Origin of the sequence: Serratia sp. JKS296, from assembly GCF_900215445.1 — a bacterium.
GTDB classification, from domain to species: domain Bacteria; phylum Pseudomonadota; class Gammaproteobacteria; order Enterobacterales; family Enterobacteriaceae; genus Serratia; species Serratia marcescens.
In genome coordinates this window covers 4,667,516-4,687,144 of record NZ_OCMX01000001.1, presented here as the reverse complement: position 1 = coordinate 4,687,144, position 19,629 = coordinate 4,667,516, and the positions used below count along the sequence as shown (strand labels likewise).

Annotated in this window: 15 protein-coding genes, 2 tRNA genes, 3 rRNA genes and 1 riboswitch; of the genes, 11 read left to right on the top strand and 9 right to left on the bottom strand. The window is 59.2% G+C overall.

All coding sequences use genetic code 11. The annotated features are described in order from the left end of the window. Positions 1-117 precede the first annotated feature (117 nt). From thiH to CRO23_RS22425, 7 genes are all read right to left on the bottom strand, one after another. Positions 118-1,251, bottom strand: coding sequence for a 2-iminoacetate synthase ThiH (thiH, locus tag CRO23_RS22455; RefSeq protein ID WP_016929425.1), 1,134 nt, complete (start codon positions 1,249-1,251; stop codon positions 118-120). Further along, complete coding sequence (locus CRO23_RS22450; RefSeq protein WP_097102968.1) at positions 1,251-2,030, bottom strand: thiazole synthase; 780 nt, start codon at positions 2,028-2,030, stop codon at positions 1,251-1,253. The genes thiH and CRO23_RS22450 overlap by 1 nt, the downstream gene beginning before the upstream one ends. A gap of 1 nt (position 2,031) precedes the next feature. Beyond that, complete coding sequence (gene thiS / locus CRO23_RS22445; RefSeq protein WP_016929423.1) at positions 2,032-2,232, bottom strand: sulfur carrier protein ThiS; 201 nt, start codon at positions 2,230-2,232, stop codon at positions 2,032-2,034. Further along, positions 2,229-2,978, bottom strand: coding sequence for a HesA/MoeB/ThiF family protein (locus CRO23_RS22440; protein ID WP_004929883.1), 750 nt, complete (start codon positions 2,976-2,978; stop codon positions 2,229-2,231). The genes thiS and CRO23_RS22440 overlap by 4 nt, the downstream gene beginning before the upstream one ends. Then, the gene (gene thiE / locus CRO23_RS22435) at positions 2,971-3,621 is read right to left on the bottom strand and encodes a thiamine phosphate synthase (RefSeq protein WP_097102966.1); all 651 of its coding nucleotides are present in this window, start codon (positions 3,619-3,621) and stop codon (positions 2,971-2,973) included. The genes CRO23_RS22440 and thiE overlap by 8 nt, the downstream gene beginning before the upstream one ends. Further along, positions 3,614-5,557 (bottom strand): phosphomethylpyrimidine synthase ThiC, encoded by a 1,944-nt coding sequence (gene thiC / locus CRO23_RS22430; protein ID WP_097102964.1) that lies wholly within the window; start codon positions 5,555-5,557, stop codon positions 3,614-3,616. Before thiC ends, thiE begins: the two co-directional genes overlap by 8 nt. A gap of 114 nt (positions 5,558-5,671) precedes the next feature. After that, a riboswitch (TPP riboswitch) is annotated at positions 5,672-5,796 on the bottom strand. A 39-nt stretch (positions 5,797-5,835) separates the two neighbouring features. Then, entirely contained in the window at positions 5,836-6,339 is a 504-nt protein-coding gene (locus tag CRO23_RS22425) for an Rsd/AlgQ family anti-sigma factor (RefSeq protein WP_016929420.1), read from the bottom strand. 101 nt (positions 6,340-6,440) lie between these two features. Between CRO23_RS22425 and nudC the strand changes: the two genes are divergently transcribed. The 6 genes from nudC (at position 6,441) to CRO23_RS22395 (ending at position 10,816) form a co-directional block, all read left to right on the top strand. Further along, on the top strand, positions 6,441-7,208 hold the full coding sequence (gene nudC, locus CRO23_RS22420) for an NAD(+) diphosphatase (RefSeq protein WP_028127642.1): 768 nt from the start codon (positions 6,441-6,443) through the stop codon (positions 7,206-7,208). A 38-nt stretch (positions 7,209-7,246) separates the two neighbouring features. Next, positions 7,247-8,311 carry a uroporphyrinogen decarboxylase gene (gene hemE / locus CRO23_RS22415; protein WP_097102962.1) on the top strand — a complete coding sequence of 355 codons (1,065 nt, stop codon included), beginning with the start codon at positions 7,247-7,249 and terminating at the stop codon, positions 8,309-8,311. 9 nt (positions 8,312-8,320) lie between these two features. Further along, positions 8,321-9,007, top strand: a complete 687-nt coding sequence (nfi, locus tag CRO23_RS22410) for a deoxyribonuclease V (RefSeq protein WP_097102960.1) — start codon at positions 8,321-8,323, stop codon at positions 9,005-9,007. Positions 9,008-9,055: 48 nt separating this feature from the next. Further along, positions 9,056-9,646 (top strand): YjaG family protein, encoded by a 591-nt coding sequence (locus CRO23_RS22405; RefSeq protein WP_015376329.1) that lies wholly within the window; start codon positions 9,056-9,058, stop codon positions 9,644-9,646. 189 nt (positions 9,647-9,835) lie between these two features. Next, positions 9,836-10,108, top strand: coding sequence for a nucleoid-associated protein HU-alpha (gene hupA / locus CRO23_RS22400; RefSeq protein ID WP_004929874.1), 273 nt, complete (start codon positions 9,836-9,838; stop codon positions 10,106-10,108). Between the two features lie 36 nt (positions 10,109-10,144). Beyond that, the gene (locus tag CRO23_RS22395) at positions 10,145-10,816 is read left to right on the top strand and encodes a DUF1481 domain-containing protein (protein ID WP_097102958.1); all 672 of its coding nucleotides are present in this window, start codon (positions 10,145-10,147) and stop codon (positions 10,814-10,816) included. 49 nt (positions 10,817-10,865) lie between these two features. On the opposite strand, the gene purD is transcribed toward CRO23_RS22395, so the two are convergent. Continuing rightward, positions 10,866-12,149: a phosphoribosylamine--glycine ligase gene (gene purD / locus CRO23_RS22390; protein ID WP_015376331.1), complete on the bottom strand. Its 1,284-nt coding sequence runs from the start codon at positions 12,147-12,149 to the stop codon at positions 10,866-10,868. Between the two features lie 48 nt (positions 12,150-12,197). Continuing rightward, positions 12,198-13,787, bottom strand: a complete 1,590-nt coding sequence (gene purH / locus CRO23_RS22385) for a bifunctional phosphoribosylaminoimidazolecarboxamide formyltransferase/IMP cyclohydrolase (protein WP_015376332.1) — start codon at positions 13,785-13,787, stop codon at positions 12,198-12,200. Between the two features lie 638 nt (positions 13,788-14,425). On the opposite strand from purH, the gene CRO23_RS22380 reads away from it, so the two are divergent. The 5 genes from CRO23_RS22380 to rrf all read left to right on the top strand — a co-directional run bounded on the left by CRO23_RS22380 (position 14,426) and on the right by rrf (position 19,561). Further along, positions 14,426-15,967, top strand: a 16S ribosomal RNA gene (locus CRO23_RS22380). Positions 15,968-16,041: 74 nt separating this feature from the next. After that, positions 16,042-16,118: transfer RNA gene (locus CRO23_RS22375), tRNA-Ile, on the top strand. 38 nt (positions 16,119-16,156) lie between these two features. After that, positions 16,157-16,232 (top strand) — tRNA-Ala (locus tag CRO23_RS22370). A 207-nt stretch (positions 16,233-16,439) separates the two neighbouring features. Next, positions 16,440-19,346, top strand: a 23S ribosomal RNA gene (locus CRO23_RS22365). 99 nt (positions 19,347-19,445) lie between these two features. Continuing rightward, positions 19,446-19,561: ribosomal RNA gene (gene rrf / locus CRO23_RS22360) — 5S ribosomal RNA — on the top strand. The 16S, 23S and 5S rRNA genes sit together here with 2 tRNA genes alongside, the layout of an rRNA operon. Positions 19,562-19,629: the final 68 nt, after the last annotated feature.

The following is a 19,629-nucleotide window of genomic DNA, read 5'->3' as shown; positions in this document are numbered from 1 at the left end:
CCGGGTTTGGCGGTCGGCAAGGTCACTATAAGCGGGGGGCTTGCCGACGCCAGCATCGGCGTTCAGCATTGCGCGGCCGCTCCAGCGTTTTCTTCACGCGGCGGCAAACGTTGCCGCTTATTGCGCACCGCGTCCCAGATAACCGTCCCAGTCTTTCCACACCGGCTGCAGCCCGGCGTTGCTGATGGCCTCGGCGACCTGCTGCGGCGTGCGGCCGTCGTGCGGTTCGAACTGTTCCAGCTCCGGCGGCACGTCATCGGCATAGCCGCCGGGCTGCGTCTTGGAGCCGGCGCTGACGCTGTTGATCGCCACCGGGATCATATGATCGCGGAAGTACGGCGACTCACGCGTAGACAGTGACAGCTCAACGTCCGGCGCGAACAGCCGGAAGGCGCAGATCAGCTGCACCAGTTGAGGCTCGCTCATGATCGACGCCGGTTCAATGCCGCCGGCGCAGGGGCGCAGACGCGGGAACGAGATCGAGTAGCGGCTCTGCCAGTAAGTTTGCTGCAGGTAGAACAGATGTTCCGCCAGCAGGTAACAGTCGGTGCGCCAGCTGTTGGAGAGGCCGATCAACGCGCCGAGGCCGATCTTGTCGATCCCGGCGCGTCCCAGGCGATCCGGCGTGGCCAGGCGCCAATGGAAATCCTGCTTCTGGCCGCGCAGGTGATGCTGCAGATAGGTGGCCGGATGGTAGGTTTCCTGGTACACCAGCACGCCGTCCAGGCCCAGCGTTTTCAGTTCGGCGTACTCGTCCTGCGCCAGCGGCTGCACTTCCATCATCAGCGAGCTGAAGTGGCTGCGGATCGCCGGAATGTGCCGGCGGAAATAGTCCATGCCGACCTTGGTCTGATGCTCGCCGGTGACCAGCAACAGGTGTTCGAACCCCAGCGCCTTGATGGCTTCGCACTCGCGTGCGATCTCCGCCGCATCCAGCGTTTTGCGCTTGATGCGGTTGCTCATCGAAAAGCCGCAGTAGGTGCAGTCGTTGGCGCACAGGTTAGAGAGGTACAGCGGCACATAGAAGCTAACGACGTTGCCGAACCGCTGACGGGTCAGTTGCTGCGCGCGCTGCGCCAGCGGTTCCAGATACGGCGCGGCGGCGGGGGAGATCAGCGCCATAAAGTCGTCGCGCGTCAGCTTGTCGGCGTTCAACGCGCGTTCCACGTCGCGCGCGGTTTTGCCGTTGATGCGCAGCGTAATATCGTCCCAATCCAGCTGTTGCCAGCGGCTACTGAAATCGTCGCCCATCACTGCGCCTCCTCTGGCTGAGTGAGGAAGGCGGTCAGCGGGCTGGAGGCGACCGCCCCGCGCTGGCTGGCGCCCAGTCCGGCGCTGCGCGCCAGTTCGCCGGCCTCCAGCGCCTGACGAAACGCCCGCGCCATTTGCACCGGGTCGCGCGCCACGGCGATGGCGGTATTCACCAGCACCGCGTCGGCGCCCAGCTCCATCGCTTCCAGCGCGTGGCTTGGCGCGCCGATGCCGGCGTCGACCACCACCGGCACTTTGGCCTGTTCGATGATGATCTCGAGGAAGTCACGGGTGCGCAGACCGCGGTTGGAGCCGATAGGGGCGCCGAGCGGCATCACCGCCGCGCAGCCCGCCTCTTCCAGCCGTTTGCACAGCACCGGATCGGCGCCGCAGTAAGGCAGCACCACAAAACCGTCTTTCACCAGCGTTTCCGCCGCCTTCAGCGTTTCTATCGGATCAGGCAGCAGGTATTTCACATCGGGATGGATCTCCAGCTTCACCCAGCGGGTGCCGAGCGCTTCACGCGCCAGCCGGGCGGCGAACACCGCTTCGGCGGCGGTTTTGGCGCCGGAGGTGTTGGGCAACAGCCTGACGCCCAACTGCTGCAGCGGCGCCAAAATGGCGTCGTTGCCGCCGCGCAGATCGACGCGCTTCATGGCCATGGTCACCAGCTGTGAACCGGAGGCCGCCAGCGCCTCCAGCATCAATGCCGGGGTGGCGAACTTGCCGGTGCCGGTGAACAGGCGCGAGGTAAAAGTGGTATCGGCGATTTTCAGCATGTCAGCCTCCGGCGATCGCTTGAAACAGTAAAATATCGTCACCGTCCTGCACCTGGTGGTCGGCCCAGTCGGCGCGCGGGATGATGGTTTGGTTGATCGCCAGCGCGGTGCCCGGCTGGTGGCGTTCCAGCTGGGTCAGCAGGGCGGCAACGCTGAGCGGCTGCGCCAGCTCCAGCGGCTGATCGTTAAGACGGATCTTCATGCCGCGCCTCCGCATACCGGGCAGGCGCGGGCCTGGCTCAGTTGCAGCGTGCTCCAACTCTGCTGCTTGCCGTCGAACAGCCGCAGTTTCCCGCTGAGGGAGGAAGGCATGCCGGCCAGCATCTTGATGGCCTCCAGCGCTTGCAGGGTGCCGATCACGCCGACCACCGGGCCGAGTACCCCGGCGGTGCGGCAGTTGCGCTGCGGCTCTTCCTGCTCCGGGTACAGGCAGGCGTAACAGCCGTGTGCATAGGGCGGCTCGAGCACCAGCAACTGGCCGCTGAAGCCGACCGCGCTGCCGCTGATCAGCGGCTTGGCGGCGGCGATGCAGGCGGCATTGACCTCATGGCGGGTCGCCATATTGTCGCAGCAGTCCAGCACCAAATCGGCGCGGGCGACCGCGTCGCGCAGCGCTTGCCCTTGCAGCCGCTGCGCCAGCGGGATGGATTCCACCAATGGGTTCAGCGCCTGCAGATGGCGTTGCGCCAGCGCCGCCTTACCGGTGGCGGTATCGGCGCTGCGGTAGAGGATTTGCCGCTGCAGGTTGGTGACGTGCAGCTGGTCGTCGTCGGCCAACAGCAGCGTGCCGACGCCGGCGGCGGCCAGATACAGCGAAGCCGGGGAGCCGAGCCCGCCCAAACCGACGATCAGCACCGTGGCGCGCTTGAGTTTCTCCTGGCCTTCCGGGCCGACGTCCTCCAGCAGCAGTTGGCGGCTGTAGCGCAGGAATTCCTGATCGTTAAGCATCGTTCGGATCCTCGCCTTCGATCAGCCGCAGCAGCTCGGCCGTCGCCGCGCGCCAGTCCGGCGCCAGGGTGATGGCGCTGACCACCGCGACGCTGCCGACGCCGCACGCCAGCACCGCCGGTACGCGATCGATACTGATCCCGCCGATCGCCACCGTCGGGTAATCCGCCAGGCCGGCGATGTGGCGTTTCAACTCCGTCAGCCCCTGCGGCGCCGAAGGCATGTCTTTGGTTTGGGTGGGGAAGATGTGCCCCAGCGCGATGTAGGACGGTTTCACCGCCAGCGCGCGCGCCAGTTCGGCGTCGTCATGGGTGGACACGCCGAGCCGCAACCCGGCGCGGTGAATGGCCGCCAGATCGGTGGTATCAAGATCTTCCTGGCCCAGATGCACGCCGTAGGCGCCGTGCTTGATCGCCAGCCGCCAGTAGTCGTTGATGAACAGCCGCGCCTGATAACGCTGGCCCAGCGCGATGGCGGCGGCGATATCCTCTTCGACCTGCTCGTCAGGCAAATCCTTGATGCGCAGCTGGATGGTGGTGACGCCGGCCTCAAGCAGGCGAGCGATCCATTCCACGCTATCGACGACCGGGTAGAGCCCCAGTTTGTAGGGCGTCGCCGGGAAGGGGGTCGTGATATCAGTCATTGCTTGTCTCCTCTTGCAGGGTGCCGGCGCTGTGATACAGCTCGCTGCCGCGGACGCGGAACTCGGCGGACATTTTCTCCATGCCGGTCAGCTGCACTTCGATCGGCTTGGCGACCTCCTGGGCGGCGGCGTAGTCGCGCACCTCCTGCGAAATCTTCATCGAGCAGAATTTCGGCCCGCACATCGAGCAGAAGTGGGCGACCTTGCCGGATTCCTGCGGCAGGGTTTCGTCGTGATAGGCGCGCGCGGTGGCCGGATCGAGCGCCAGATTGAACTGATCTTCCCAGCGGAATTCGAAACGCGCCTTGGACATGGCGTTATCGCGGATCTGCGCGCCCGGATGGCCTTTGGCCAGATCGGCGGCGTGAGCGGCGATCTTGTAGGTGATCAGGCCCTGTTTGACGTCTTCTTTGTTCGGCAGGCCGAGGTGCTCTTTCGGCGTGACGTAACACAGCATGGCACAGCCGAACCAGCCGATCATCGCCGCGCCGATGCCGGAAGTGAAATGGTCATAGCCCGGGGCGATATCGGTGGTCAGCGGGCCGAGGGTGTAGAACGGCGCTTCGTGGCAGTGTTCCAGCTCTTCGGTCATGTTGCGGCGGATCATCTGCATCGGCACGTGGCCCGGGCCTTCGATCATCACCTGCACGTCGTATTCCCAGGCGATTTTGGTCAGCTCGCCCAGCGTATGCAGCTCGGCGAACTGGGCCTCGTCGTTGGCGTCCTGAATCGAGCCGGGGCGCAGGCCGTCGCCGAGCGACAGCGAAACGTCGTAGGCGGCGCAGATCTCGCAGATTTCGCGGAAGTGCTGATAGAGGAAGTTTTCCTGATGGTGCGACAGACACCATTTGGCCATGATCGAGCCGCCGCGCGACACGATGCCGGTCAGGCGTTTGGCGGTCATCGGCACGTAGCGCAGCAGCACGCCGGCGTGGATGGTGAAATAATCGACCCCTTGTTCCGCCTGTTCCAGCAGCGTATCGCGGAACATCTCCCAGGTGAGGTTTTCCGCCACGCCGTTGACCTTCTCCAGTGCCTGGTAGATCGGCACGGTGCCGATGGGCACCGGGCTGTTGCGCAGGATCCATTCGCGGGTTTCGTGAATATAGCGGCCGGTGGAGAGATCCATCACGGTGTCTGCGCCCCAGCGGGTGGCCCACACCAGCTTCTCCACCTCTTCTTCGATCGACGACGTGACCGCCGAGTTGCCGATATTGGCGTTCACCTTCACCAGGAAATTGCGGCCGATGATCATCGGCTCTGCTTCCGGATGGTTGATGTTGGCGGGAATGATGGCGCGGCCGGCGGCCACTTCCTGGCGCACGAACTCCGGCGTGATGTTGTCCGGCAGGTTGGCGCCCCAGCCCTGGCCCGGATGCTGATGGCGCAGTACTTCGCCGCGAATGCGTTCGCGCCCCATGTTTTCACGGATGGCGATGAACTCCATCTCCGGGGTGACGATACCGGCGCGGGCATAGTGCAGCTGGGTCACGCGCTTGCCCGGCAGCGCTTTGCGCGGCAGCGGCAGATGCTCGAAGCGCAGGTGATCCAGCCCCTCGTCCGCCAACCGCTGCTGGGTGAAGCCGGAGCTGGCGCCGCTGAGCGTCGTGGTATCGCCGCGCGCGTCGATCCAGCCGGCGCGCAGCTTGGCCAGGCCGGCGTGCACGTCGAGCTCGGCCTGCGGATCGCCGTAGGGGCCGGCGGTGTCATACACCGGGATCGCCTCGTTGGGTTCATACTGCGGGCTATCTTTGCTGCCGCCGAGCAGGGTCGGGCTGAGCTGAATTTCGCGCATCGGCACCTGGATATCGCCGCGCGAGCCCTGGAGATAGATGCGGCGTGAGTTCGGGAAAGCCATGCCTTGCAGCGTGTCGATAAACTGCTGGGCGGCTTCGCGTTGCGCTTTACGGGCGCGCGGTGGATTAACGTTAGACATAGCAAGTTCCTACCAGTGTGTTGGGTTGGGAAAGTTGCTTGTCTGGAGCTCGGAGGGAGTAATGATGGTGGCCGATAAGGCAGGGCGCCCGCAAGGGGAAGGCCGTGCCTGTGGCGATAGATTACTCTTGTTCCCTTCGCGGGTATTAACCCGATCAGGTTCCGCGGATCCCGAATTAACGGTCTCAGCCTGGCTGATTCGATGAACAAATCAGGCGCTAGGCACTCCGACAAGATGCCCCCCAGTATAGGAGGGATAAGAAAAAAAACTATAAAATTTTAACGCGCCGGATCCAGTGTCTGGTCCGGCAGCGGTTGCTGCGCGGCTTCCGCTTCCAGTTGGATCAGCTTATCTTCCAGCGCAAAGCGCGCCGCCAACGTTTCGCCGATATCCGACAAGGCCTGGTGGAATTCCAGACAAACTTCCTGATCGATATCCACTTCAGTATAGCGATCGTGGAATGCCATGATCTGTTCGGTATTGGCCCACAGCTTGGGGTAGATGTTCACCGCCAGCGACATTTTCGGACTGGCTGCGCCTTCCACTTGTTTGATAATTCTGTCATAGATATGAAAATGCCCTGCGGAGAGGTAATCCACCAGGTTGTGGCAAAAGTTCTCCAGCGCTTTTTCATTCAGCGGCGTATGCTTTTCTTTATTCGGTTTGAGGCCTACCAGCGTGCAGTAGGCGACCAGCAACTGCTTGCGGGCCTGAAGCCATTGATCAACTAATTCATTACTACCGCCAACGCGCTGAGTCAGCCTTTCCAAACGGTTGAGCATGTTTGACTCCGTGTAAGTAACAAAAGTAACCGGTAAGTTATTAAAATGTAACAAAGCCGATTTGTAGAGTGCCAGTGAAGCTGAGGTTGTGCAACAACGATATGGAACTTGCATTAACGGGCAATGAAAACGGCTGGTGGATCGTCAGCCATGAAAGCAAACTTTGGTTACCGAACGGTGAATTGCCGTCGGGGACTGCCGCCGCCCTCGGGCTGCAGGGCCATATGGCGCGCGTCATCGGTGAGTGGGAGGGCGCGCCGGTCTGGCTGGTGCGCCAGGCGATGCCGCGGGAGATGGGGTCGGTGCGTCAGCTGTTGGATCAGGATCGCGGTCTGTTCCAGCTGGCCGGGCGCGGCGTGCAGCTGGCGGACTTCTACCGCTCCCATCGCTATTGCGGCTACTGCGGCCATGAGATGCACCTCAGCCGCACCGAAAGCGCCTGCCTGTGCGGCCATTGCAAAGAACGCTACTACCCGCAGATCGCGCCCTGCGTGATCGTCGCCATTCGGCGCGAGGATCAGATCCTGCTGGCGCAGCACGTGCGCCATCGCGGCGGCATTCACACAGTGCTGGCCGGCTTCGTCGAAGTGGGCGAAACGCTGGAGCAAGCGGTGGCGCGCGAAGTGATGGAAGAGAGCAATATTGAAATCAAGAACCTGCGCTACGTCACGTCACAACCCTGGCCGTTTCCGCACTCGCTGATGATGGCCTTTATGGCCGATTACCACCAGGGTGAGATTCGTCACGATCCCAAGGAGCTGCTCAATGCCGGCTGGTATCGTTACGACCAACTGCCGCTGTTGCCGCCGCCCGGCACCGTGGCGCGCCGGTTGATTGAGGACACCGTGGCGCTGTGCCGGGCAGAATAATGTACAATGGCCGGCAGATTATTAAGGGAGCCCCATAAATGACTGAGTTGAAGAACGATCGTTACCTGCGCGCGCTGTTGCGCCAGCCGGTGGATGTGACCCCCGTATGGATGATGCGCCAGGCCGGTCGTTATTTACCGGAGTACAAGGCGACTCGCGCCCAGGCCGGTGATTTCATGTCGCTGTGCAAGAACGCGGAGCTGGCCTGTGAGGTTACGCTGCAGCCGCTGCGCCGCTATGCGCTGGACGCCGCCATCCTGTTCTCCGATATTCTCACCATTCCCGACGCCATGGGGCTCGGCCTGTACTTTGAAGCCGGCGAAGGCCCGCGTTTCAGCTCCCCCGTCACCTGCCGCGCCGACGTCGACAAACTGCCGGTGTTCGATCCGGAAGTGGAGCTGGGCTATGTGATGAACGCGGTGCGCACCATTCGCCGCGAGCTGAAGGGCGAAGTGCCGCTGATCGGCTTCTCCGGCAGCCCGTGGACGCTGGCTACCTATATGGTTGAGGGCGGCAGCAGCAAGGCCTTCACCAAGCTGAAGAAGATGATGTATGCCGAACCGGCCACGCTGCACCTGTTGCTGGACAAGCTGGCGGACAGCGTGATCCTGTATCTCAATGCCCAAATCAAGGCCGGCGCGCAGTCGGTGATGGTGTTCGACACCTGGGGCGGCGTGCTGACCGGGCGCGATTACCGCGAGTTCTCGTTGCACTACATGCACAAGATCGTCGATGGCCTGCTGCGTGAAAATGACGGCCGCCGCGTGCCGGTGACGCTGTTTACCAAAGGCGGCGGGCAGTGGCTGGAGGCGATGGCCGCCACCGGCTGCGATGCGCTGGGGCTGGACTGGACCACCGATATCGCCGACGCGCGTCGGCGCGTGGGCGACAAAGTGGCGCTGCAGGGCAATATGGATCCGTCGATGCTTTATGCTTCTCCGGCGCGCATCGTGGACGAAGTGGAGACCATTCTGGCCGGTTTCGGCCACGGCAACGGTCATGTGTTCAACCTGGGCCACGGCATCCATCAGGATGTGCCGCCGGAGCACGCCGGGGCCTTCGTCGAGGCGGTACACGCGCAGTCGGCGAAATACCACCGTTAAGGATCCGATGTGATCGATATGGCGGCTCTGCGCGCCGAACAGCTGCGGCGCGCCGCTGAAGTCATTCGCTACGACGATCTGCCGGCCGAACCGCCGGCGTTCATCGCCGGCGCCGATGTGGGCTTCGAGCAAGAGGGCGCGGTGACGCGCGCCGCCATCGCCATCCTGCGCTTTCCGTCGCTGGAGCTGGTGGAGTATCAGGTGGCGCGCATCGCTACCGTCATGCCTTATATCCCGGGTTTCCTGTCGTTTCGCGAATACCCGGCGCTGCTGGCCGCCTGGGCGCAGCTGCGGCAAAAACCGGGGCTGATCTTCGTTGATGGCCACGGCGTTTCACATCCGCGGCGCCTTGGCGTCGCCAGCCATTTCGGCCTGCTGGTCGATGTACCGACCATCGGCGTGGCCAAGAAGCGCCTGTGCGGCAAATTCGCGCCGCTGGACGCCGCCGTCGGCGCGCTGGCGCCGTTGGAAGATAAGGGTGAACAGCTGGGTTGGGTATGGCGCAGCAAGGCGCGTTGCAACCCGCTGTTCATCTCTACCGGTCACCGCGTGGGTGCCGACAGCGCGCTGGCGTGGGTGCAGCGCTGCATGGCGGGCTACCGTTTGCCGGAGCCGACCCGTTGGGCCGACGCCATCGCTTCGCGCCGTCCGGCGTTTCAGCGGTGGTTGCAGCAGCATCCGGAGGTGTCGCCATGAGCGATTTCGGGTACACTGCGCCGCAGATAACGCGTAAGAGAGTAAAGCATGCTACGTAACCCGATTCATTTACGTCTGGAACGGCTCGAGGGCTGGCAACATTTGACCTTTATGGCCAGTTTGTGCGAGCGTATGTACCCGAATTACCAGATGTTCTGCAAACAGACCGAGTTCGGCGATCCGGCGGTTTATCGCCGCATTCTGGATTTGGTGTGGGAAACGCTGGTGGTGAAGGATGCCAAGGTCAACTTCGACAGCCAGCTCGAGAAGTTGGAAGAGGCGATTCCGTCGGCGGAAGATTACGATCTTTACGGCGTTTACCCGGCAATTGATGCCTGTATCGCATTAGGGGAACTGATCCATTCGCGGCTCGGCGGGGAGACGCTGGAGCACGCCATCGCCATCAGCGAAACATCGATTCGCACCGTGGCGATGTTGGAAATGACCCAAGCCGGTAAGGAAATGACCGACGAAGAGTTGGAAAGTTTGCCGGCGGTAGAGGAAGAATGGGACATTCAATGGGAAATTTTCCGCCTGTTGGACGCCTGTGAAGAGCGCGATTTAGACCTGATCAAGGGGCTGCGATCCGACCTGCGAGAGGCCGGTGTCAGCAACATCGGGATAAATTTAGCGCAATAAGGCAACAAAACGTGATTTAACGCCTGATTTGTCATGCCTTAAGGCTTCACATCCGCACCCTGTCTGGTCTACATTTGGGGGGCGTAAAAAAAGTGGCTATCGGTGCGTGTATGCAGGAGAGTGCTGTCAATCGGCATATCCGTCGCACTCGATGCTTTGCAAACGATAAACACACTGTAAGGATAACTTATGAACAAGACTCAACTGATTGATGTAATCGCGGACAAGGCTGACCTTTCCAAAGCACAAGCTAAACTGGCTCTGGAATCCACCCTGGCTGCAATTACTGAGTCTCTGAAAGAAGGTGATGCAGTACAATTGGTTGGCTTCGGTACTTTCAAAGTAAACCATCGTAGCGAGCGCACTGGCCGCAACCCACAGACTGGCAAAGAAATCAAAATCGCAGCAGCCAACGTGCCTGCGTTCGTTTCTGGCAAAGCACTGAAAGACGCCGTTAAATAAGATCGCTCCTCGGTGAAAAGATTAAACAGGGGGGCGATGGCGCCCCTTTTGTTTACTCGTCGGGCGCTCATGGCCGTTGGCATCGCCGTCGGCCTGAGCGCCTGCAGTTTCCATTCCGATATCCCCAGTTTTACCGCCAGCGGCTTCGTGGCCGATCAGGGCGTGATGCGTCTGTGGCGTAAAGACGATGAGCAACATCGTCCGCAAGTGTTGGTCAGCGTCTACAGCCCTTACCGCGGCCCGGGTACCATTACCACGCTGTACACTTATCAGGGCGACGTGCTGCGCCAAATCAAACGTAACGACGCCGACGGCGATCGAGATTCTATTCAGCTGCGCTTTGCCGACGACGGCACGGTGAGCTTTATGCAGCGCCAACTGGCGACACGCCGCGAACCGCTGACCCGCGATGAAATTGCCCTGTATCAATATCAGGCGCGACGGATCCTCGAAGTGAGCAATGCGCTGCGCGCCGGCAAGGTGAAATTGCTGCAGGGGCGTTGGATGCAGGGCGAGGTGCAAACCTGCGACGGCCAAAGCATGAAACCGGGACTGGATGCCGCCTCCATCGTCTGGATCGAGAAGCGTGCCCGCAGCAGCAGCCGGCCGGTGAGCGTCGCCTGGCTGGAAGCGCCGGAAGGCAGCGAACTGCTGCTGGTGGCGAACGACGATTTCTGCAGCTGGGAACCGAAAGAAGACCAACTATAAAAAAGGCCCCGCGCTGCGGAGCCTCTTGTCATGACCATGAAAGGTCAAATTATTTGCCGCGCGCAATCGCGCGATAACCGATATCTTTACGGCAGAAGCTGCCCGGCCACTGGATGCCTTCCGCCAGCTGATAAGCGCGTTGCTGCGCCTGCGCCACGGTGTCGCCCAGCGCCGTCACGCACAGCACGCGGCCGCCGCTGGTGACGACGTCATCGCCCTGCAGGCGCGTACCGGCGTGGAAGACCTTACCGTCGGCGCTTTCCTGCTGCGGTAGCCCCTGGATAACCTCACCGTTGCGATAGTCGCCCGGATAACCGCCGGCTGCCAGCACTACGCCGAGCGCAGGGCGTTCGTCCCAGTCAGAACTTTTCTCGTTCAGACGGCCTTCGGCACCCGCCAGGCACAGTTCCACCAGATCGGAGCGCAGGCGCAGCATGATCGGCTGAGTTTCCGGATCGCCAAAACGGCAGTTGAATTCGATCACCTTCGGCTGGCCGTCAGCGGAGATCATCAGGCCGGCGTACAGGAAGCCGACGTAGGTATTGCCTTCCGCCGCCATGCCGCGCACCGTCGGCCAGATCACCTGGTCCATGGCGCGCTGGTGGATTTCGTCGGTCACGACCGGCGCCGGAGAGTAGGCCCCCATGCCGCCGGTGTTCGGGCCGGTATCGCCGTCGCCGACGCGCTTGTGGTCCTGGCTGGTGGCCATCGGCACCACGTTCTCGCCATCGACCATCACGATGAAGCTGGCTTCTTCGCCGTCGAGGAACTCTTCCACTACGATGCGATGACCGGCGTCGCCGAAGGCGTTGCCGGCCAGCATGTCACGCACGGCTTCTTCCGCTTCCTGCAGCGTCATCGCGACGATCACGCCTTTACCGGCCGCCAGGCCATCAGCCTTGATGACGATCGGCGCGCCTTTGCGGCGCACATAGGCTAGCGCTGGCTCCACCTCGGTGAAGTTTTCATATTCGGCGGTCGGGATGCGGTGGCGCGCCAGGAAATCTTTGGTGAAGGCTTTGGAGCCTTCGAGCTGCGCGGCGGCCTGTGATGGGCCGAAGATTTTCAGACCGGCGGCCTGGAAGGCGTCGACCACGCCGATCACCAGCGGCGCTTCCGGCCCAACGATGGTCAGACCGATGTCATGGCTCTGGGCGAACGCGACCAGGGCGGGGATGTCGGTGGCGGCGATCGCCACGTTTTCCAGATTGGCTTCCAGCGCGGTGCCGGCATTACCCGGCGCGACGTAGACTTTGTCCGCCAGCGGAGACTGGGCGGCTTTCCAGGCCAGCGCGTGTTCGCGCCCGCCGTTGCCGATAATCAAAATGTTCATCAGGGGCTCCACGAATGGCGTGCGCCGGAGCGCACGCGGCAAAAGGAATTAATGGCGGAAGTGACGCATGTCGGTGAAGATCATCGCGATGCCGTGTTCGTTGGCGGCGGCGATCACTTCGTCGTCACGGATTGAGCCGCCAGGCTGGATCACGCAGGTGATGCCAACCGCCGCGGCGGCGTCGATGCCGTCGCGGAACGGGAAGAAGGCGTCGGAGGCCATGGCGGAGCCTTTTACTTCCAGCCCTTCGTCGCCCGCTTTGATGCCGGCGATCTTGGCGGAGTAAACGCGGCTCATCTGGCCGGCGCCTATGCCGATGGTCATGTTGTCACGCGCATAAACGATGGCGTTGGATTTCACGAACTTGGCCACTTTCCAGCAGAACAGCGCATCACGCAGTTCCTGCTCGGTCGGCTGGCGCTCGGATACCACGCGCAGATCGGCGGCGGTTACCATGCCCAGATCGCGATCCTGCACCAGCAGGCCGCCGTTGACGCGCTTGAAGTCCAGCCCCGCCACGCGTTGCTGCCACTGGCCGCAGGCCAGCACGCGCACGTTCTGTTTGGCGGCCAGCAGGGAGCGCGCTTCCTGGGTGACGTTTGGCGCGATGATCACTTCCACGAATTGGCGGCTGATGATCGCCTGCGCGGTGGCGGCGTCCAGCTCGCGGTTAAAGGCGATGATGCCGCCGAAGGCGGAGGTCGGGTCGGTTTGGTAAGCGCGCTCGTAGGCGGCCAGAATGTCGTCGCCGATCGCCACGCCGCAAGGGTTGGCGTGCTTGACGATCACGCAGGCCGGTTCGGCGAACTCTTTCACGCATTCCAGCGCGGCGTCGGTATCGGCGATGTTGTTATAGGACAACGCTTTGCCCTGCAGCTGCTCGGCGGTCGCGACGGAAGCTTCCTTCACCTCTTCCTCTATATAGAAGGCGGCCTGCTGGTGGCTGTTCTCACCGTAGCGCATATCCTGCTTCTTGATGTAGTTGAGGTTCAGGGTACGCGGGAAGCGGCCGGACGGTTGCTCGGTCTCGCCGTGGTACGCCGGCACCAGCGCGCCGAAGTAGTTGGCGATCATGCTGTCGTAGGCGGCGGTGTGTTCGAAGGCTTTGATGGCGAGATCGAAGCGGGTGGCATAGCGCAGCGAGCCGTCGTTGTTGTCCATCTCGGTAATGATGGCGGCGTAGTCGCTGCTCTTCACCACGATGGCGACGTCTTTATGGTTCTTGGCGGCGGAGCGCACCATGGTCGGGCCGCCGATATCGATATTTTCGACCGCGTCTTCCAGCGAGCAATCCGGGCGCGCCACGGTTTGGGCGAACGGGTACAGATTGACGACCACCATGTCGATAGGCTTGATGTCATGCTGATTCATGACGGCATCGTCCTGGCCGCGGCGGCCGAGAATGCCGCCGTGGACTTTCGGGTGCAGGGTCTTAACTCGTCCGTCCATCATCTCCGGGAAGCCGGTGTAGTCGGAAACTTCGGTAACGGGCAGACCGGCGTCTGCCAGCAGACGAGCGGTGCCGCCGGTGGAGAGCAGTTCAACGCCGCGCTGGGAAAGCGCTTCGGCGAATTCAACGATACCGGTTTTGTCAGACACGCTGAGCAGGGCCCGGCGGATTGGACGAGGTTGTTGCATGGTTTTATCCCTTGGCTTTGAGTCGCAATTAAAGAGCGTTACGTGAATGTCCACCTCGTTCTCTCTATAAGGAAGGGTTTTTTGCCTTATAAAGGGAGGGTCAGGCACATATTCAGATAGCGCCCCCATAAAAAGGGGGATCGTTTCGTCGCGGGGAATTGTAGCGAAAACGTTTGCGTGGCGCTCGTAAATTTTCCGTGCAAATCGCATCTGTGGATAACACTGTGTGCAAGTGGGTATAAGGCGGGGTTTTGCTGTGGAATGCAGCGAACGATCGTTTTTGCTGAAAATACCTGTTGCGGCCTGCGAGGAACTCCCTATAATGCGCCTCCATCGACACGGAACATGTGAACAACTTCACAGAGTATCCGGGGGTCGCAGAGAAAAAATCCTGAAAATTAGGGTTGACTCTGAAAGAGGAAAGCGTAATATACGCCACCTCGAGTTAGCAAGCGAAAGCGCCTAACTCACTGCTCTTTAACAATTTATCAGACAATCTGTGTGGGCACTCCACAAGACGATATCCAGCATCTTCGGATGCAAAAAAAATATCAAGTCTTGAAGAGTGACTAACTGAAGTAAAATTCATGCAGTAAATCTTTGAGCATCGCTTCTCGAGTGGAAGCAAATCAAGCTTTTAATTGAAGAGTTTGATCATGGCTCAGATTGAACGCTGGCGGCAGGCTTAACACATGCAAGTCGAGCGGTAGCACAGGGGAGCTTGCTCCCTGGGTGACGAGCGGCGGACGGGTGAGTAATGTCTGGGAAACTGCCTGATGGAGGGGGATAACTACTGGAAACGGTAGCTAATACCGCATAACGTCGTAAGACCAAAGAGGGGGACCTTCGGGCCTCTTGCCATCAGATGTGCCCAGATGGGATTAGCTAGTAGGTGGGGTAATGGCTCACCTAGGCGACGATCCCTAGCTGGTCTGAGAGGATGACCAGCCACACTGGAACTGAGACACGGTCCAGACTCCTACGGGAGGCAGCAGTGGGGAATATTGCACAATGGGCGCAAGCCTGATGCAGCCATGCCGCGTGTGTGAAGAAGGCCTTCGGGTTGTAAAGCACTTTCAGCGAGGAGGAAGGTGGTGAGCTTAATACGCTCATCAATTGACGTTACTCGCAGAAGAAGCACCGGCTAACTCCGTGCCAGCAGCCGCGGTAATACGGAGGGTGCAAGCGTTAATCGGAATTACTGGGCGTAAAGCGCACGCAGGCGGTTTGTTAAGTCAGATGTGAAATCCCCGGGCTCAACCTGGGAACTGCATTTGAAACTGGCAAGCTAGAGTCTCGTAGAGGGGGGTAGAATTCCAGGTGTAGCGGTGAAATGCGTAGAGATCTGGAGGAATACCGGTGGCGAAGGCGGCCCCCTGGACGAAGACTGACGCTCAGGTGCGAAAGCGTGGGGAGCAAACAGGATTAGATACCCTGGTAGTCCACGCTGTAAACGATGTCGATTTGGAGGTTGTGCCCTTGAGGCGTGGCTTCCGGAGCTAACGCGTTAAATCGACCGCCTGGGGAGTACGGCCGCAAGGTTAAAACTCAAATGAATTGACGGGGGCCCGCACAAGCGGTGGAGCATGTGGTTTAATTCGATGCAACGCGAAGAACCTTACCTACTCTTGACATCCAGAGAACTTTCCAGAGATGGATTGGTGCCTTCGGGAGCTCTGAGACAGGTGCTGCATGGCTGTCGTCAGCTCGTGTTGTGAAATGTTGGGTTAAGTCCCGCAACGAGCGCAACCCTTATCCTTTGTTGCCAGCGGTTCGGCCGGGAACTCAAAGGAGACTGCCAGTGATAAACTGGAGGAAGGTGGGGATGACGTCAAGTCATCATGGCCCTTACGAGTAGGGCTACACACGTGCTACAATGGCATATACAAAGAGAAGCGACCTCGCGAGAGCAAGCGGACCTCATAAAGTATGTCGTAGTCCGGATTGGAGTCTGCAACTCGACTCCATGAAGTCGGAATCGCTAGTAATCGTAGATCAGAATGCTACGGTGAATACGTTCCCGGGCCTTGTACACACCGCCCGTCACACCATGGGAGTGGGTTGCAAAAGAAGTAGGTAGCTTAACCTTCGGGAGGGCGCTTACCACTTTGTGATTCATGACTGGGGTGAAGTCGTAACAAGGTAACCGTAGGGGAACCTGCGGTTGGATCACCTCCTTACCTAAAGATATTAGTTCGAGTGGCGTGCTCACACAGATTGTCTGATAGAAAGTAACGAGCAGAAATACCTTTATAGGCTTGTAGCTCAGGTGGTTAGAGCGCACCCCTGATAAGGGTGAGGTCGGTGGTTCAAGTCCACTCAGGCCTACCACTTCTTCGAAGTGGAAAAGGTACTGCGCGTGACTGTATGGGGCTATAGCTCAGCTGGGAGAGCGCCTGCCTTGCACGCAGGAGGTCAGCGGTTCGATCCCGCTTAGCTCCACCATATAGTCCGGTATTTCAATACTTCAGAGTATATTGGCGACAGTATGCTGCGAAGTATTTTGCTCTTTAACAATCTGGAACAAGCTGAAAATTGAAACATGACGGCTGAAATTTATCCCTCCGTAGACGTATTGGGATGAAGAGTAACCTGTCATAGAGTCTCTCAAATGTTTGCAGCGCGAACGATGGAAACATCTTCGGGTTGTGAGGTTAAGTGACTAAGCGTACACGGTGGATGCCTAGGCAGTCAGAGGCGATGAAGGGCGTGCTAATCTGCGAAAAGCGTCGGTAAGGTGATATGAACCGTTATAACCGGCGATACCCGAATGGGGAAACCCAGTGTGTTTCGACACACTATCATGTCATGAATACATAGTGGCATGAGGCGAACCGGGGGAACTGAAACATCTAAGTACCCCGAGGAAAAGAAATCAACCGAGATTCCCCCAGTAGCGGCGAGCGAACGGGGAGGAGCCCAGAACCTGAATCGGCTTGTGTGTTAGTGGAAGCGTCTGGAAAGTCGCGCAGCAAAGGGTGATAGCCCCGTACACTAAAATGCACAGGTCGTGAGTTCGATGAGTAGGGCGGGACACGTGACATCCTGTCTGAATATGGGGGGACCATCCTCCAAGGCTAAATACTCCTGACTGACCGATAGTGAACCAGTACCGTGAGGGAAAGGCGAAAAGAACCCCGGCGAGGGGAGTGAAATAGAACCTGAAACCGTGTACGTACAAGCAGTGGGAGCACCTTCGTGGTGTGACTGCGTACCTTTTGTATAATGGGTCAGCGACTTATATTTTGTAGCAAGGTTAACCGTATAGGGGAGCCGTAGGGAAACCGAGTCTTAACTGGGCGATTAGTTGCAAGGTATAGACCCGAAACCCGGTGATCTAGCCATGGGCAGGTTGAAGGTTGGGTAACACTAACTGGAGGACCGAACCGACTAATGTTGAAAAATTAGCGGATGACTTGTGGCTGGGGGTGAAAGGCCAATCAAACCGGGAGATAGCTGGTTCTCCCCGAAAGCTATTTAGGTAGCGCCTCGTGAACTCATCTTCGGGGGTAGAGCACTGTTTCGGCTAGGGGGCCATCCCGGCTTACCAAACCGATGCAAACTCCGAATACCGAAGAATGTTATCACGGGAGACACACGGCGGGTGCTAACGTCCGTCGTGAAGAGGGAAACAACCCAGACCGCCAGCTAAGGTCCCAAAGTCATGGTTAAGTGGGAAACGATGTGGGAAGGCATAGACAGCCAGGATGTTGGCTTAGAAGCAGCCATCATTTAAAGAAAGCGTAATAGCTCACTGGTCGAGTCGGCCTGCGCGGAAGATGTAACGGGGCTAAACCATGCACCGAAGCTGCGGCAGCGACGCTTAGCGTTGTTGGGTAGGGGAGCGTTCTGTAAGCCGTTGAAGGTGGCCTGTGAGGGTTGCTGGAGGTATCAGAAGTGCGAATGCTGACATAAGTAACGATAAAGCGGGTGAAAAGCCCGCTCGCCGGAAGACCAAGGGTTCCTGTCCAACGTTAATCGGGGCAGGGTGAGTCGACCCCTAAGGCGAGGCTGAAAAGCGTAGTCGATGGGAAACAGGTTAATATTCCTGTACTTGGTGTTACTGCGAAGGGGGGACGGAGAAGGCTAGGCTAGCCGGGCGACGGTTGTCCCGGTTTAAGCGTGTAGGGGGTGTGACCTGGTAAATCCGGTTGCATACTAACCCTGAGGCGTGATGACGATGCACTACGGTGCAGAAGTAGTTGATGCCCTGCTTCCAGGAAAATCCTCTAAGCTCCAGGTAACATTAAATCGTACCCCAAACCGACACAGGTGGTCAGGTAGAGAATACCAAGGCGCTTGAGAGAACTCGGGTGAAGGAACTAGGCAAAATGGTGCCGTAACTTCGGGAGAAGGCACGCTGGCATGTAGGTGAAGTCCCTTGCGGATGGAGCTGAAGCCAGTCGAAGATACCAGCTGGCTGCAACTGTTTAATAAAAACACAGCACTGTGCAAACACGAAAGTGGACGTATACGGTGTGACGCCTGCCCGGTGCTGGAAGGTTAATTGATGGGGTCAGCCGCAAGGCGAAGCTCTTGATCGAAGCCCCAGTAAACGGCGGCCGTAACTATAACGGTCCTAAGGTAGCGAAATTCCTTGTCGGGTAAGTTCCGACCTGCACGAATGGCGTAATGATGGCCAGGCTGTCTCCACCCGAGACTCAGTGAAATTGAACTCGCTGTGAAGATGCAGTGTACCCGCGGCAAGACGGAAAGACCCCGTGAACCTTTACTATAGCTTGACACTGAACATTGAGCCTTGATGTGTAGGATAGGTGGGAGGCTTTGAAGCGTGGACGCCAGTCTGCGTGGAGCCATCCTTGAAATACCACCCTTTAATGTTTGATGTTCTAACTCGGCCCCATAATCTGGGGTGAGGACAGTGTCTGGTGGGTAGTTTGACTGGGGCGGTCTCCTCCCAAAGAGTAACGGAGGAGCACGAAGGTTAGCTAATCACGGTCGGACATCGTGAGGTTAGTGCAAAGGCATAAGCTAGCTTGACTGCGAGAGTGACGGCTCGAGCAGGTACGAAAGTAGGTCTTAGTGATCCGGTGGTTCTGAATGGAAGGGCCATCGCTCAACGGATAAAAGGTACTCCGGGGATAACAGGCTGATACCGCCCAAGAGTTCATATCGACGGCGGTGTTTGGCACCTCGATGTCGGCTCATCACATCCTGGGGCTGAAGTAGGTCCCAAGGGTATGGCTGTTCGCCATTTAAAGTGGTACGCGAGCTGGGTTTAGAACGTCGTGAGACAGTTCGGTCCCTATCTGCCGTGGGCGTTGGAAGATTGAGAGGGGTTGCTCCTAGTACGAGAGGACCGGAGTGAACGCACCACTGGTGTTCGGGTTGTCATGCCAATGGCATTGCCCGGTAGCTAAGTGCGGAAAAGATAAGCGCTGAAAGCATCTAAGCGCGAAACTTGCCTCAAGATGAGTCTTCCCTGGGCCTTTAAGGCCCCTGAAGGAACGTTTAAGACTAAGACGTTGATAGGCTGGGTGTGTAAGTGCAGCGATGCATTGAGCTAACCAGTACTAATGATCCGTGAGGCTTAACCTTACAACACCGAAGGTGTTTTTAGAGAGATTTTCAGCGAAGTTCCGAGATTGGTTCTGATGGATTCATGGAAGTGAAGCGGTTGGAATGAAACAGAATTTGCCTGGCGGCAATAGCGCGGTGGTCCCACCTGACCCCATGCCGAACTCAGAAGTGAAACGCCGTAGCGCCGATGGTAGTGTGGGGTCTCCCCATGCGAGAGTAGGACACTGCCAGGCATCAAACAAAGCCGAAAGCCCTGAACTGACGTTCAGGGCTTTTTGCTATGCGTAAAACGTCAAAAAGC

What these genes read in the sequence shown, in the direction of transcription:
- purD (WP_015376331.1), bottom strand. Translation starts at nt 12,149, where the DNA reads ATGAACATTTTGATTATCGGCAACGGCGGGCGCGAACACGCGCTGGCC.
- thiH (WP_016929425.1), bottom strand. Translation starts at nt 1,251, where the DNA reads ATGGGCGACGATTTCAGTAGCCGCTGGCAACAGCTGGATTGGGACGAT.
- hupA (WP_004929874.1), top strand. Translation starts at nt 9,836, where the DNA reads ATGAACAAGACTCAACTGATTGATGTAATCGCGGACAAGGCTGACCTT.
- CRO23_RS22425 (WP_016929420.1), bottom strand. Translation starts at nt 6,339, where the DNA reads ATGCTCAACCGTTTGGAAAGGCTGACTCAGCGCGTTGGCGGTAGTAAT.
- thiC (WP_097102964.1), bottom strand. Translation starts at nt 5,557, where the DNA reads ATGTCTAACGTTAATCCACCGCGCGCCCGTAAAGCGCAACGCGAAGCC.
- hemE (WP_097102962.1), top strand. Translation starts at nt 7,247, where the DNA reads ATGACTGAGTTGAAGAACGATCGTTACCTGCGCGCGCTGTTGCGCCAG.
- CRO23_RS22395 (WP_097102958.1), top strand. Translation starts at nt 10,145, where the DNA reads ATGGCGCCCCTTTTGTTTACTCGTCGGGCGCTCATGGCCGTTGGCATC.
- thiE (WP_097102966.1), bottom strand. Translation starts at nt 3,621, where the DNA reads ATGACTGATATCACGACCCCCTTCCCGGCGACGCCCTACAAACTGGGG.
- CRO23_RS22450 (WP_097102968.1), bottom strand. Translation starts at nt 2,030, where the DNA reads ATGCTGAAAATCGCCGATACCACTTTTACCTCGCGCCTGTTCACCGGC.
- thiS (WP_016929423.1), bottom strand. Translation starts at nt 2,232, where the DNA reads ATGAAGATCCGTCTTAACGATCAGCCGCTGGAGCTGGCGCAGCCGCTC.
- CRO23_RS22405 (WP_015376329.1), top strand. Translation starts at nt 9,056, where the DNA reads ATGCTACGTAACCCGATTCATTTACGTCTGGAACGGCTCGAGGGCTGG.
- purH (WP_015376332.1), bottom strand. Translation starts at nt 13,787, where the DNA reads ATGCAACAACCTCGTCCAATCCGCCGGGCCCTGCTCAGCGTGTCTGAC.
- nudC (WP_028127642.1), top strand. Translation starts at nt 6,441, where the DNA reads ATGGAACTTGCATTAACGGGCAATGAAAACGGCTGGTGGATCGTCAGC.
- CRO23_RS22440 (WP_004929883.1), bottom strand. Translation starts at nt 2,978, where the DNA reads ATGCTTAACGATCAGGAATTCCTGCGCTACAGCCGCCAACTGCTGCTG.